Here is a 14,834-nt window from a genome sequence, read left to right as displayed (position 1 = left end):
TAAAACGTTTACGTATTTTATGTTATAATATCAAAGACGAACAATTTTAAATTTAGTTGTTAAAAACAGAAAGGTTTTATCATGACATTTGACACCATTGATCAATTAGCGGTTAATACAGTCCGCACGCTTTCTATTGATGCTATCCAAGCAGCAAATTCTGGGCACCCAGGTCTTCCTATGGGAGCTGCGCCTATGGCTTATGTGCTTTGGAATAAATTCTTAAATGTAAACCCAAAAACAAGTCGCAATTGGACAAACCGTGACCGTTTTGTGCTATCAGCTGGGCATGGTTCAGCTCTTCTTTATAGCCTACTTCATTTAGCTGGCTATGATTTATCAATTGATGATTTAAAACAATTCCGCCAATGGGGATCAAAAACACCTGGACATCCAGAAGTTAACCATACTGATGGTGTAGAAGCAACAACTGGACCTTTAGGGCAAGGTATTGCTAATGCTGTTGGTATGGCAATGGCTGAAGCTCATTTGGCTGCTAAATTTAATAAACCAGGCTTTGATTTAGTTGATCATTACACTTATACACTTCATGGTGATGGTTGTTTGATGGAGGGTGTTAGCCAAGAAGCTGCCAGTCTTGCTGGACACTTAAAACTTGGTAAATTGGTCCTTCTTTATGATTCAAATGATATCTCACTTGATGGTCCAACGTCTCAATCATTTACAGAAGATGTTAAAGGGCGTTTTGAATCATATGGTTGGCAACATATCTTAGTTAAAGATGGTAATGATTTAGAAGCGATTGCTGCAGCAATTGAAGCTGCTAAAGCTGAAACTGATAAACCAACCATTATTGAAGTTAAAACTATTATTGGATTTGGCGCAGAGAAACAGGGAACATCTTCAGTTCATGGAGCGCCACTTGGTGCAGAAGGTATTACTTTTGCCAAGAAGGCTTATGGATGGGAATATCCAGACTTTACTGTTCCTGCTGAAGTTGTAGCTCGATTTGCCTCAGATCTTCAAGCGCGTGGTGCGAAGGCAGAAGAGGCATGGAATGATCTTTTTGCTAAATATGAAGTTGAGTATCCAGAATTAGCAGCTGAATACAAAGAAGCTTTTGCTGGCCAAGCTGAGACAGTTGAATTGAAAGCTCATGACCTAGGTTCATCAGTGGCTAGTCGTGTTTCAAGCCAACAAGCTATTCAACAATTATCGACTCAATTACCGAACCTCTGGGGAGGGTCAGCAGACCTCTCAGCTTCTAATAACACAATGGTAGCAGCAGAAACAGATTTCCAAGCAAGTAATTACGCTGGGCGTAACATTTGGTTTGGTGTACGTGAATTTGCAATGGCTGCTGCAATGAATGGAATTGCGCTTCACGGTGGGACTCGTGTTTATGGGGGTACATTCTTTGTCTTCTCAAACTACTTGTTACCAGCAGTACGTATGGCTGCACTTCAAAACTTGCCAACTGTCTATGTTATGACACATGATTCTATTGCTGTTGGAGAAGATGGGCCAACTCATGAGCCAATAGAACAATTAGCATCAGTGCGCTCAATGCCTAATTTGAACGTTATCCGTCCCGCAGACGGTAATGAAACAAACGCTGCATGGCAACGAGCTGTATCAGAGACAGATCGACCAACGATGCTTGTTTTAACACGTCAAAACTTACCAGTTCTTGAAGGAACATCAGAATTAGCCCAAGAAGGGGTTAATAAAGGTGCTTATATTTTATCAGAAGCTAAAGGTGAACTTGATGGTATCATCATTGCAACAGGTTCAGAAGTTAAATTAGCTTTAGATACTCAAGACAAACTTGAGTCAGAGGGCATCCATGTTCGCGTCGTATCTATGCCAGCACAAAACATTTTTGATGAACAAGAGGCTTCATATCAAGAGCAAGTGCTTCCATCAGCTGTTACAAAACGTCTTGCTATTGAGGCAGGATCAAGCTTCGGTTGGGGTAAATATGTTGGTTTAAATGGGCTAACACTTACTATTGATACTTGGGGAGCATCAGCACCAGGTAACAGAATTTTCGAAGAGTATGGCTTTACAGTTGAGAATGCTGTATCGCTATATAAAGAACTTTAAGAGCATGAAGAAGTTGGGAAAAATACCTCAACTTCTTTTTTGTAAGATATAGGATGGATTTGAGAATAGTTTTGATAGACTGATAGGTGATGGAAAGCACTCTTTTTTGAAAACGTTTGACAAACATTCCATAGCGCAGTATAATTGATAAAACTATTGTATATATAAAATAATACAACTATTATTAATTATCTTTTTAGAAAGGTTTGTTTATGAAGAAGGAGTGTCGTGATTTTTATCGGCAGATACAGCATACTTACAATGATATAGCTGTCCGTGAAGATGCAGTGCTATCATCAATACTATTATCAGCATCGAATGGTTTGATAAAAACTAGCGATGTACCTCGTGTTGCTTATGAGTTAACTCAGCAATTGGAAAATAATGAGATAGAAAAATCTTTCGAGTCATTAGCTACAGTTAAGGAATTGAAAAAATCTGCTAAAAAATTGTCTGAGAGATATGAGCAAAATAAGGTAACAACGGGATTGCTTTCTAAAGTATTTGGAAATCATTAGGAGATAAAAGGAGATTTTTATGATTAAGTTTGAACATGTTTCGAAAGTATACGGGGAAAAAGAAGCTCTCAGTGATTTAACCCTCTCTATTAAAGATGGTGAGATTTTTGGATTAATAGGTCACAATGGAGCAGGAAAAACAACGACAATTAGTATTCTAACATCTATTATTGATGCAACTTATGGCCAAGTCTATATTGATGACCTACTTTTGACAGAACATCGTGACCAAATTAAGAAAAAAATAGGTTATGTACCGGACTCGCCAGATATTTTCTTAAATTTAACCGCAGAGGAATACTGGTACTTTTTAGCTAAAATTTATGACGTTGCCCCAGAAGATATTGAAGCACGTATCACAAAATTGGTAGACATATTTGAACTAGAGGAGCAACGCTATAATCCTATTGAAAGTTTTTCACATGGTATGCGTCAAAAAGTCATTGTTATAGGTGCCCTTCTTCCAAATCCTGACATTTGGATTCTAGATGAGCCGTTAACTGGTTTAGACCCTCAAGCTTCTTTTGATTTGAAAGAAATGATGAAAGAACATGCTAAAAATGGAAAAACAGTTATTTTTTCAACACATGTTTTAGCAGTTGCAGAACAGTTATGCGACAGAATAGGTATTTTGAAACAAGGGAAATTAATCTTTGTCGGTAGCTTAGGTGAGTTAAAAATGCAATATCCAGATAAAGATTTGGAAACTATCTATTTGGAATTAGCAGGACGTCAAGCTAATAGGGAGGGATAAAGTATGAATTGGTCACGTATCTGGGAACTCGTAAAAATTAATATCCTTTATTCAAACCCTCAGACTCTATCGGCACTAAGAAAAAAGCAAGAAAAGCATCCTAAAAAAGAATTTTCAGCTTATAAATCCATGTTTAGAAATCAGTTATTTCAGATTTTGCTCTTTTCAATAATTTATGTATTTCTCTTTGTATCACTTGATTTTAAAGAATATCCGGGCTATTTCACGTTCTACATTGGTATCTTTACACTAGTATCCATTATCTACTCTTTTATTGCGATGTACAGTGTTTTCTATGAGAGTGACGATGTTAAACAATATGCTTATTTGCCTATTAAATCTGAAGAGCTCTATGTTGCTAAAATTTTTGCAACATTTGGGATGTCTGTAACTTTTCTAATGCCAATCCTAACCTTAATGATTGTGGCTTATTGGCGTATAATAGGTGGCCCACTTGCGGTCCTCCTAGCAATCATAAATTTTGCTATTTTATTTTTATCGGTAACGGTAATTTCATTGTATATTAATAGTTTAATAGGCCGTGCCATTATTCGAAGTGCTAATCGGAAACTTATTTCTACTATATTAATTTCACTAGCTACATTTGGAGCAATAGTTCCCTTATTATTTGTGAATATGACTAGTCAAAAGATGGTACAAGGGAAATTACAAGATATCGCTCCAATTCCTTATGTCAGAGGTTATTATGATATTGTTACAGCGCCGTTTAGTATGGAGAGTCTCCTCAACTATTATCTTCCGCTCTTAATCATTTTATTCTTGATAGGTGCTATTTATAAATGGGTTATGCCACGCTACTATCAGGAGTTGTTGTATGGACAGGTCAAGCAGAGAAAAGTCCATCGTCAAATCGATTTTAGTAAACGTGAGTCAATTAATAAAACTCTTGTTAAACACCATTTATCAAGTTTACAAAATGCGACATTATTGACAAATACATTTTTAATGCCACTATTATATCTAGCAATGTTCATTGTTCCAATTTTGAATAATGGTAAAGAGATTGGTCGATTTTTTAATGAAAATTATTTTGGGATAGCTTTTCTAGCAGGAATATTAATAGGTAGTTTATGTGTGATGCCAGCTAGCATTGTAGGGGTAGGTATTTCTTTAGAAAAAAGTAATTTCTACTTTATAAAAAGTTTGCCTATATCATTTTCGTATTTCTTGAAGCATAAATTTGTAACTTTGATAACCTTACAACTTGCAGTTCCTACTTTTATTTATTTCTTGGTAGGATTCTTTCTACTTAAGCTATCAATCCTCGTTTTATTGAGCTTCATTTTAGGTCTAGTCTTCATGGGACTTATCGAAGGCCAGTTTATTTATAGACGTGACTATAAACATCTGTTCTTGAATTGGCAAGAGGTTACGCAACTATTTAATAGAGGGGTAGGCCAATGGCTGTTAGTTGGTTCATTGTTTGGAATGATGATAATAGGTAGTTTTCTTATTGGAATAAGTATTTTTTGGTCAATGGTATGGAATACTGTAGCTGTCAATATCATAATCCTTATTACTGGGTTGCTCATATTATCAATTTGTCAATATCTACTGCTAAAAAATTTTTGGAAGAAGCTTGTTTAGTAAAAAGATTTTAGAAAAATCATACAGTAAGAATAATGCTTAATAAATGAGATAGTTATAGCGGATAAAATAAAGGCTTATTGTGGACTTTATGGTTGGAAGGCAGCCACTGTAATCCTTTGTTTAATAACGCTAGTTTTAGCTCTAAAATATTTGATTTTTATTGCTATCTATTATATCTTATCAGACAAAGAGACTAGGGATAACCTAGTCTCTTTGTCTGATGCTAACTTGTTTTTCGTAATATTGTGCTAGAATGAATGTCAATATAGCAGTTGTGCTTACAGTAATGATAACTGCAATAAGCATGGTAATAAAAAGATGTGTTGAAGTATGACTGATATAAAGAAACAGACCTGGTAGACCAGAAGAGCCTACAGCAAAGCGGTGAGCGTTCATTATACCGGCATATAGTCCTCCAAGACCACCACCAATAAGTGAGGCTATTAGAGGATAACGTTTCGGAAGGTTGACACCATATAAGATAGGTTCGGTGATTCCCATATAAGCTGTTATGGCAGCAGGTCCAGCAATTTCTTTAAGCTTTTTTTCTTTTGTTATAAGAGTCACCACTGTACCTGCAGTTGCTTGTGCGATATTTGAGCAGAGCATGCCTGGTCCAAAAATAGAATCAAACCCTAATTTCGTTAGTTGTGTGATTCCTAATGCAGCAATTCCACTATGAACACCAAACATGATTAGGATAGGAGCAAATGCTCCTACTAGAAAAGCAGGTGCCCAACTGGCGTATTTGGATAAAAAAGTAAAAATAACAGCTAAATATTGGCCAGCGATAGTACCCATTGGTCCCAATATAGAGAACGACAAAATTCCCATGCTGAGAAATATTAACATAGGAACAAGCACTAAACGTAGTGATTTAGGAATAATTTGATTTAAATATTTTTCTATATAAGCCTGAACACAAATAATTAGAATAATGGGAATGACACTTGATGCATAGTTAGTAAGTGTGAATGGGATCGTATGGAATAAGGATACTGGTTTACCAGAAGCTACTAAATTAGCCCAATTAGGGTGAAGGAGCATGACAACAGTTCCCAAAGCTAAAATAGGATTAGCTTTCAATTTTTGAGCAGCTGTGATAGCGATTAAGATAGGTAAAAAATAGAAAACACCATCTGCAAAAAGATTTAGTAATATATATGTTTGAGATAACGGTGTCAAGATTTTGAATACTAGTAATAAAGCTAGCAATGCCTTAATCATACCAGCGCCTGATAAAGCTGGTAAAATCGGTTGGAAAGTCCCAGAAACAAAATCAATAATTCGACTAACTGCTTTGGCTTTTTTAGTTTGTTCTGTTTTAGTCGTTGAGTTAGTTTCAATGAGGGAGTTAATTTCTTCAAACACTTTTGCGACATGAGTCCCGATCACTATCTGATGTTGCCCTCCGCTGATAACGACAGTTTTTACCTCTTTTAAAGTTTTTAATTGCTCAAGGTTTACTTTCGTCGGATCATTGAGACTAAAGCGAAGGCGTGTTTGACAATGGTAAACATTGTTAATATTATTTTGCCCACCAAGGTGTTTGATGATATTTTTTGACAAGGCGATGTATTCTCTAGACATAATATCTCCTTAATACTTATAAAACGTTTTCCGATTCTAGATTATAGCATAGTAATAAAAGAAAACACTTGGAAATGCTTGTGAATTTTCAATGATGTTTTCAGATAGCATTCCTAAAGGGCCTATGATATAATTTTTTTATGAAAAGACATTTTGAGACAACTAGAAGAATTGTTATTAAAGTAGGAACCAGTTCCCTCGTACAGACAAGCGGGAAAATTAATTTAAGTAAAATAGACCATTTAGCATTTGTTATTTCTAGTCTTATGAATAGAGGCATGGAGGTGATTTTAGTATCATCTGGAGCTATGGGGTTTGGTTTAGACATTTTGAAAATGGATAAGCGTCCTCAAGAAATATCACAACAACAAGCAGTTTCTAGCGTAGGACAAGTAGCCATGATGAGTCTTTATTCTCAGATATTTTCGCACTATCAAACTCATGTTTCCCAAATTTTATTAACACGTGACGTTGTGGTTTTTCCAGAGAGTTTGCAAAATGTAACAAACTCTTTTGAGAGTCTGCTCTCTATGGGAATTTTGCCAATCGTCAATGAGAATGATGCTGTCAGCGTGGATGAGATGGATCATAAAACGAAGTTTGGGGATAATGACCGTCTCTCTGCTGTCGTTGCTAAAATTACTAAAGCAGATTTATTAATTATGCTGTCAGATATTGATGGTCTTTTTGATAAAAATCCTAATATTTATGATGATGCTGTTTTACGTAGTCATGTTTCTGAGATCACCGATGACATCATTAAGTCAGCTGGAGGAGCAGGAAGTAAGTTTGGTACTGGTGGCATGCTTAGTAAAATTAAAAGTGCACAAATGGTGTTTGATAACAATGGACAAATGATATTGATGAATGGCGCCAATCCTCGTGATATTTTAAAGGTGTTAGATGGGCATAATATTGGAACTTATTTTGCTCAAGGAAAGTGAGATTGAGTTATGACGTATATTGAAATATTAGGGCAAAATGCTAAAAAAGCTAGTCAATCAGTAGCACGATTAAGTACAGCTAGTAAAAATGAGATACTCAGGGACTTAGCGAGAAACATAGTGGCTGATACTGAAACCATTTTGACTGAGAATGCTCGCGATGTTGCTAAGGCAAAAGATAATGGTATCTCAGAAATTATGGTGGACCGTCTACGACTAAACAAAGACCGCATACAGGCGATAGCAAACGGTATTTATCAGGTAGCAGATTTGGCAGATCCGATTGGTCAAGTTGTTAGTGGTTATACAAATTTAGATGGTTTAAAAATCCTTAAAAAAAGAGTGCCTTTAGGGGTTATTGCAATGATATTTGAAAGTCGTCCCAATGTATCGGTGGATGCCTTTAGTTTAGCTTTTAAAACAGGGAACGCTATTATTTTACGTGGTGGTAAAGATGCTATTTTTTCAAATACTGCCTTGGTTAATTGTATGCGCCAAACATTGCAAGATACAGGCCACAACCCAGATATAGTACAATTAGTTGAAGATACTAGTCACGTTGTAGCAGAGGAGTTAATGCAGGCAACAGACTACGTGGACGTCTTAATTCCAAGAGGTGGTGCAAAATTAATTCAAACGGTGAAGGAAAAGTCAAAGATTCCTGTTATCGAAACAGGTGTTGGAAATGTTCATATCTATATTGATGAATTTGCAGATTTAGATATGGCAGCTAAGATTGTTATTAATGCTAAAACCCAACGCCCTAGTGTCTGTAATGCTGCTGAAGGGTTAGTTGTTCATCAAGCTATTGCTAAGGGATTTTTATCTCAATTGGAGAAAATGCTCAAAGAATCGAACCAGTCAGTTGAATTTCGTGCCGATGAGGAAGCTTTACAACTTTTAGAAAATGCTGTTGCTGCAAGTGAGTCTGATTATGCTACTGAATTTTTAGACTATATTATGTCAGTGAAAGTAGTAGATTCTTTTGAACAAGCAATTAGCTGGATTAATAAATACAGTAGTCATCACTCAGAAGCTATCATTACTAATAATATCAGTAGAGCAGAAATTTTTCAGGATATGGTAGATGCAGCGGCAGTTTATGTTAATGCTTCAACACGTTTTACAGATGGTTTCGTTTTTGGACTCGGAGCAGAGATTGGTATTTCGACTCAAAAATTACACGCGCGTGGACCGATGGGATTAGAAGCTTTAACAAGTACAAAATACTATATTAATGGAACTGGTCAAGTAAGGGAATAGTTGACCTATAATAGGAGAGATTGCATTTATCGGTCTCTCTTTTACTTTTCTAAAGTTTAGGATTTATGGTACAATTAAAGTTATGACAAACGATTTTCATCATATTACTGTGCTTTTGCACGAGACTGTGGATATGCTTGATATTAAGCCAGATGGTATCTATGTAGATGCTACTTTAGGTGGGGCAGGACACAGCGAATATCTTCTTTCACAATTAGGCCCAGATGGGCACCTTTACGCATTTGACCAAGACCAGAAGGCTATTGACAATGCTCATATACGTTTAAAGAAATATGTGGATACCGGTCAAGTAACCTTTATCAAAGATAATTTCAGAAATCTATCTTCTAACTTAAAAGCATTAGGAGTGTCGGAAATTAATGGTATTTGCTATGATTTAGGTGTATCAAGCCCACAGCTGGACGAGCGTGAACGCGGTTTCTCATATAAACAAGATGCCCCCCTTGATATGCGAATGAATAGAGAGCAGAGCCTTACAGCTTATGACGTTGTGAACACTTATAGTTATCATGATTTAGTAAGGATTTTCTTTAAGTATGGCGAAGATAAATTTTCAAAACAAATTGCTCGAAAAATTGAGCAAGTACGAGCTGAAAAACCAATATCTACAACAACAGAATTGGCTGAGATTATCAAATCGTCTAAATCTGCCAAAGAACTGAAGAAAAAAGGTCACCCAGCTAAACAAATTTTTCAAGCTATTCGTATTGAAGTCAATGACGAACTAGGAGCTGCAGATGAATCTATACAACAAGCAATGGACTTATTAGCTGTTGATGGTCGTATATCTGTCATCACTTTTCATTCTTTAGAAGATCGTCTTACTAAGCAACTTTTTAAAGAAGCATCAACAGTAGAAGTACCTAAAGGTCTTCCTTTTATACCAGATGATTTACAACCTAAGATGGAGCTCGTTAATCGTAAACCCATCTTACCAAGTCAAGAAGAACTAGAAGCGAACAATCGTGCCCATTCAGCGAAATTGAGAGTAGCGCGTCGTATTCGATAATAAGAAAGAAACTTATGACAAATGAAAAACGAACTGAAGCAGTAACACAAACTTTACAACGTCACATCAAGACTTTCTCTCGCATTGAGAAAGCTTTTTATGGCGCTATTGTAATTACTGCTATTATCATGGCAGTCGGTATTATTTACTTGCAAAGTAATAGTTTACAAGTTAAACAAGAAGTAAATCAATTAAATAGTAAAATCAACGATAAACAGACAGAATTTGACAATGCTAAACAAGAAGTAAATGAGCTTTCTAATCGTGATCGAATTACTAAAATTGCTAAAGATGCTGGTTTAACAATTCAAAACGACAATATTTATCGGAAGGTGGACTAGTCTGTGACTTTTTTTAAAAAGCTAAAAAAAATCTTCCTTGATTATGTGATCCATATAAGAGATAGGCGTTCGCCACAGAAAAATAGGGAAAGAGTAGGTCAAAATTTGATGATTTTAACCATTTTCCTATTTTTCATTTTTATCATTAACTTTGTCATCATCGTTGGTACAGATAGTAAATTTGGGGTTAATTTATCCAAGGAAGCCAAGAAAGTCTATCAACAAAGTATGACAGTACAGGCGAAGCGTGGGACAATTTACGACCGTAATGGAAATCCTATCGCTGAGGATGCTACGACCTATAGTCTCTATGCTATTATCTCAAAGAACTATACGACAGCTACAGGTCAAAAACTATATGTACAACCTTCTCAGTATGAAAAAGTAGCTAGTATCTTAGAGAATAAATTGGGCATGAAGAAAAATCTTGTCCTAAAACAACTCAATCAAAAAAAATTGTTTCAAGTTTCCTTTGGAAGTTCAGGTTCAGGATTGTCTTATACCAAGATGGCTGACATCAAGAAAACGATGGAAAAGTCAGATATCAAAGGAATTGGTTTTTCTACCAGTCCGGGGCGTATTTATCCAAATGGGATATTTGCTTCACAATTTATAGGATTTACTCTTCCTCAGGATGATGGAGATGGAAAAAAATTAGTTGGTAATACAGGCCTTGAAGCGGCACTTAACAAGGTATTATCAGGTACTGATGGTAAAGTAACATACGAAAAAGACCGTAGTGGGAATGTTCTTTTAGGTACTGCAACAACAGAACGTAGGGCGGTTAATGGTAAGGATATCTACACAACTTTATCAGAGCCTATTCAGACTGTTTTAGAGACTCAGATGGATGTTTTCGCAGAAAAAACCAAAGGAAAATTTGCGAGTGCTACAGTTGTCAACGCTAAAACAGGAGAAATTCTAGCAACGAGTCAGCGTCCTACTTATAATCCTTCTACCCTTAAAGGTTACGATAAGAAAAATTTGGGTACCTATAACACACTACTATATGATAATTTTTTTGAACCTGGTTCAACAATGAAGGTAATGACTCTAGCTTCTGCAATTGATTCTAAGCATTTTAACTCTACTGAAGTGTATAACAGTGCACAATATAAAATCGCAGATGCGGTTATTCGAGATTGGGATGTCAATGAAGGGTTATCGTCTGGTAGTTATATGACTTTTCCACAAGGGTTTGCACATTCCAGTAACGTTGGTATGGTAACCTTGGAACAAAAAATGGGACGAGATAAATGGTTAAACTATCTTTCTAAGTTTAAATTTGGTTACCCAACACGTTTTGGGATGCTTCATGAAAGTGGAGGTTTGTTCCCATCTGACAATGAAGTAACTATCGCTATGAGCTCATTTGGTCAAGGTATTGGTGTAACGCAAGTTCAAATGTTGCGCGCATTTACGTCTATCTCGAATGATGGTGTTATGTTACAACCACAGTTTATTAGCAGTATTTATGATCCAAATACAGGGACTTCTCGTACAGCACGAAAAGAAGTTGTTGGAAAACCAATTTCCAAAGAAGCAGCTAGTAAAACACGTGATTATATGGTTACTGTTGGGACAGATCCTTATTATGGTACATTATATGCAGCAGGTGCCCCAGTTATTCAGGTGGGCAATCAATCAGTTGCAGTAAAATCTGGTACTGCCCAAATAGCTCAGGAAGGTGGTGGTGGTTATCTGCAAGGAAAGAATGATACTATTAACTCAGTTGTGGCTATGGTGCCATCGGAAAATCCTGACTTCATCATGTATGTTACCATCCAACAACCCGAAAAATTTAGTATCACATTCTGGAAAGATGTTGTTAATCCTGTTTTAGAACAAGCAACAGCAATGAAAGAAACGATATTAAAACCGGGATTGAATGACTCAGAACATCAGACAAAATATAAACTATCAAAAATAGTTGGTGAAAATCCAGGTCATGTAGCGGAAGAATTACGTCGTAATCTGGTTCAGCCAATTATTTTAGGAAATGGTAGTAAAGTTTCTAAAGTATCTAAAAGACCAGGAGCTAATCTTGCTGAGAATGAACAGCTACTAGTATTAACAAATAAACTGACTGAATTACCTGATATGTATGGTTGGTCTAAAGCAAACGTTGAACAGTTTGCTAAATGGACAGGTATAAAAGTGACCTATAAAGGTTCAACCTCAGGTAAAGTAAGAAAACAAAGTATTGATGTTGGAAAATCCATCAATAAAATTAAAAAAATCAAAATTACAATAGGAGATTAACATGTTTTTAAGTATAATGGCAGGTGTCATAGCATTTGTCCTGACAGTTATTGCCATTCCACGCTTCATTAAGTTTTACCAATTGAAGAAAATTGGCGGGCAACAAATGCATGAAGATGTCAAACAACATCTAGCCAAAGCAGGTACGCCGACAATGGGAGGAACGGTATTTTTGATTGTTGCTCTTCTTGTCTCACTTATTTTTAGTATTATTTTATCTAAAGAAAATAGTGGTAATTTAGGTGCAACTTTTGGTATTTTATCTGTTGTTCTTATCTATGGAATTATTGGTTTTTTAGATGATTTTTTGAAAATTTTTAAACAAATCAATGAGGGCTTGACTCCAAAGCAAAAAATGTCGCTCCAACTAATTGCGGGTCTAATTTTTTATTTTGTCCATGTGTTACCAAGTGGCACATCTGCGATAAATATTTTTGGTTTTAACCTTGAAGTAGGATACTTATATGCTTTTTTTGTTCTTTTCTGGGTTGTTGGTTTTTCAAACGCTGTGAACCTAACAGATGGAATTGATGGTCTAGCTTCTATTTCGGTTGTTATCAGTTTGATTACTTATGGAATCATTGCTTATAATCAAACGCAATTTGATATTTTATTGATTATCGTTATCATGATTGGTGCTTTACTTGGCTTTTTTGTCTTTAATCATAAACCAGCTAAAGTCTTTATGGGAGATGTTGGTTCACTTGCATTGGGTGCTATGTTAGCAGCCATTTCAATTGCCTTACGTCAGGAATGGACCTTGCTTTTTATCGGCTTTGTCTATGTTTTTGAGACGTCTTCAGTGATGTTGCAAGTAGCATACTTTAAGTATACTAAGAAGAAAACTGGTGTTGGGAAACGTATCTTCCGCATGACACCATTTCATCACCATTTAGAATTAGGTGGTGTGTCTGGCAAAGGTAATAAATGGAGCGAATGGAAAGTAGATGCTTTTTTATGGGCTATTGGTATTTTCATGAGCGCTATTACACTTGCTATTTTATATCTTTAAACTTTATTAGGGGATGTGGTATGGACTGCCAGATTCCCTTTTGCTTTCTTGTAGCCTTTAATGGTATAATGAACATAATAATAGTAAGGAAATAGACATGTCATTTAAAGATTTTAATTTTAAACCATACATTCAGAGGGCTCTCGATGAGTTAAAATTCGTCGATCCAACTGATGTTCAAGCTAAATTGATTCCAGTTGTTCGTTCAGGCCGCGATCTTGTGGGGGAATCGAAAACTGGTTCTGGTAAAACCCACACCTTTTTACTTCCTATTTTTGAGAAGCTAGATGAAAGTAGTAATGATGTTCAAGTTGTTATTACTGCACCAAGTAGAGAGTTGGCAACACAAATTTATCAGGCAACTAAACAAATTGCTGAGCATTCAGAGCAAGAAATACGGGTGGTTAACTATGTTGGTGGTACTGACAAATTACGTCAAATTGAAAAGTTGAAAGTAAGCCAACCTCATATTGTCATTGGAACCCCAGGACGTATTTATGATTTGGTGAAGTCAGGTGATTTAGCTATTCATAAGGCGCATACTTTTGTGGTTGATGAAGCAGATATGACTCTGGATATGGGATTCCTTGATACCGTTGATAAGATTGCAGGGTCTTTACCCAAGGATGTCCAAATTTTAGTCTTTTCAGCAACGATTCCACAAAAATTACAGCCATTTTTAAAGAAATATTTGACCAATCCTGTAATGGAAAAAATCAAAACAGCAACAGTTATCACTGATACCATCGATAACTGGCTTTTGTCCACTAAAGGACGTGATAAAAATGCACAAATTTTGGAACTCTCTAAACTAATGCAGCCTTACCTTGCAATGATATTTGTTAATACGAAAGAGCGTGCAGACGAATTACACTCGTATCTTTCTAGTAATGGCTTAAAAGTAGCTAAAATTCATGGTGGGATTGCACCTCGTGAACGTAAACGTATTATGAATCAGGTTAAAAACCTCGAATTTGAATATATCGTTGCAACAGATTTAGCAGCGCGTGGTATTGATATTGAAGGTGTTAGCCATGTTATCAATGATGCCATACCTCAAGACCTATCTTTCTTTGTCCACCGTGTCGGTCGCACAGGCCGTAATGGCTTATCTGGTACTGCTATAACTTTATATCAGCCAAGTGACGATTCTGATATTCGTGAACTTGAAAAACTAGGTATTAATTTTATTCCTAAAGTCATTAAGAACGGTGAATTTCAAGATACATACGACCGTGATCGTCGTAATAACCGTGAAAAGTCCTATCAAAAATTAGATACAGAAATGATTGGACTTGTGAAAAAGAAAAAGAAAAAAATAAAACCAGGTTACAAGAAAAAAATTCAATGGAAAGTTGATGAAAAGCGTCGCAAAGAGCGTAGAGCAAGTAATCGTGCTAAGGGGCGTGCGGAGCGCAAAGCTAAAAAACAAAGTTTTTGAA

Annotated in this window: 12 protein-coding genes; 11 read left to right on the top strand and 1 reads right to left on the bottom strand. The window is 36.1% G+C overall.

Annotated features, from left to right (window positions below; all coding sequences use genetic code 11):
- Positions 1-81 precede the first annotated feature (81 nt).
- The 4 genes from tkt (at position 82) to HMPREF2818_RS00280 (ending at position 4,947) form a co-directional block, all read left to right on the top strand.
- Positions 82-2,067, top strand: a complete 1,986-nt coding sequence (gene tkt / locus HMPREF2818_RS00295; RefSeq protein ID WP_000141871.1) for a transketolase — start codon at positions 82-84, stop codon at positions 2,065-2,067.
- A 212-nt stretch (positions 2,068-2,279) separates the two neighbouring features.
- Positions 2,280-2,585, top strand: coding sequence for a bacteriocin immunity protein (locus HMPREF2818_RS00290; protein ID WP_000711205.1), 306 nt, complete (start codon positions 2,280-2,282; stop codon positions 2,583-2,585).
- 19 nt (positions 2,586-2,604) lie between these two features.
- Positions 2,605-3,339, top strand: coding sequence for an ABC transporter ATP-binding protein (locus HMPREF2818_RS00285; RefSeq protein WP_000589158.1), 735 nt, complete (start codon positions 2,605-2,607; stop codon positions 3,337-3,339).
- A 3-nt stretch (positions 3,340-3,342) separates the two neighbouring features.
- The gene (locus HMPREF2818_RS00280) at positions 3,343-4,947 is read left to right on the top strand and encodes a hypothetical protein (RefSeq protein ID WP_001104589.1); all 1,605 of its coding nucleotides are present in this window, start codon (positions 3,343-3,345) and stop codon (positions 4,945-4,947) included.
- A gap of 207 nt (positions 4,948-5,154) precedes the next feature.
- Here HMPREF2818_RS00280 and HMPREF2818_RS00275 read toward each other — a convergent pair whose 3' ends face one another.
- Positions 5,155-6,540 carry a PTS transporter subunit EIIC gene (locus HMPREF2818_RS00275; protein WP_000085847.1) on the bottom strand — a complete coding sequence of 462 codons (1,386 nt, stop codon included), beginning with the start codon at positions 6,538-6,540 and terminating at the stop codon, positions 5,155-5,157.
- Positions 6,541-6,680: 140 nt separating this feature from the next.
- On the opposite strand from HMPREF2818_RS00275, the gene proB reads away from it, so the two are divergent.
- The 7 genes from proB to HMPREF2818_RS00240 all read left to right on the top strand — a co-directional run bounded on the left by proB (position 6,681) and on the right by HMPREF2818_RS00240 (position 14,833).
- Positions 6,681-7,484, top strand: a complete 804-nt coding sequence (gene proB, locus HMPREF2818_RS00270) for a glutamate 5-kinase (RefSeq protein ID WP_000820352.1) — start codon at positions 6,681-6,683, stop codon at positions 7,482-7,484.
- 9 nt (positions 7,485-7,493) lie between these two features.
- Positions 7,494-8,747 carry a glutamate-5-semialdehyde dehydrogenase gene (locus HMPREF2818_RS00265; protein ID WP_000221008.1) on the top strand — a complete coding sequence of 418 codons (1,254 nt, stop codon included), beginning with the start codon at positions 7,494-7,496 and terminating at the stop codon, positions 8,745-8,747.
- Positions 8,748-8,829: 82 nt separating this feature from the next.
- Positions 8,830-9,777: a 16S rRNA (cytosine(1402)-N(4))-methyltransferase RsmH gene (gene rsmH / locus HMPREF2818_RS00260; protein ID WP_000180264.1), complete on the top strand. Its 948-nt coding sequence runs from the start codon at positions 8,830-8,832 to the stop codon at positions 9,775-9,777.
- Positions 9,778-9,791: 14 nt separating this feature from the next.
- Positions 9,792-10,118, top strand: coding sequence for a cell division protein FtsL (gene ftsL, locus HMPREF2818_RS00255; RefSeq protein WP_000180568.1), 327 nt, complete (start codon positions 9,792-9,794; stop codon positions 10,116-10,118).
- A gap of 3 nt (positions 10,119-10,121) precedes the next feature.
- Complete coding sequence (gene pbp2X, locus HMPREF2818_RS00250; RefSeq protein ID WP_000142546.1) at positions 10,122-12,380, top strand: penicillin-binding protein PBP2X; 2,259 nt, start codon at positions 10,122-10,124, stop codon at positions 12,378-12,380.
- Between the two features lies 1 nt (position 12,381).
- The gene (mraY, locus tag HMPREF2818_RS00245; protein WP_000480019.1) at positions 12,382-13,392 is read left to right on the top strand and encodes a phospho-N-acetylmuramoyl-pentapeptide-transferase; all 1,011 of its coding nucleotides are present in this window, start codon (positions 12,382-12,384) and stop codon (positions 13,390-13,392) included.
- 97 nt (positions 13,393-13,489) lie between these two features.
- Positions 13,490-14,833 (top strand): DEAD/DEAH box helicase, encoded by a 1,344-nt coding sequence (locus tag HMPREF2818_RS00240; protein ID WP_000008551.1) that lies wholly within the window; start codon positions 13,490-13,492, stop codon positions 14,831-14,833.
- The last annotated feature ends 1 nt before the right edge of the window (position 14,834 follow it).

Origin of the sequence: Streptococcus sp. HMSC076H09, from assembly GCF_001811765.1 — a bacterium.
Lineage (GTDB): Bacteria > Bacillota > Bacilli > Lactobacillales > Streptococcaceae > Streptococcus > Streptococcus agalactiae.
Note: the sequence above shows the minus strand (reverse complement) of the source record. Positions and strands in the feature narration are given on the sequence as shown.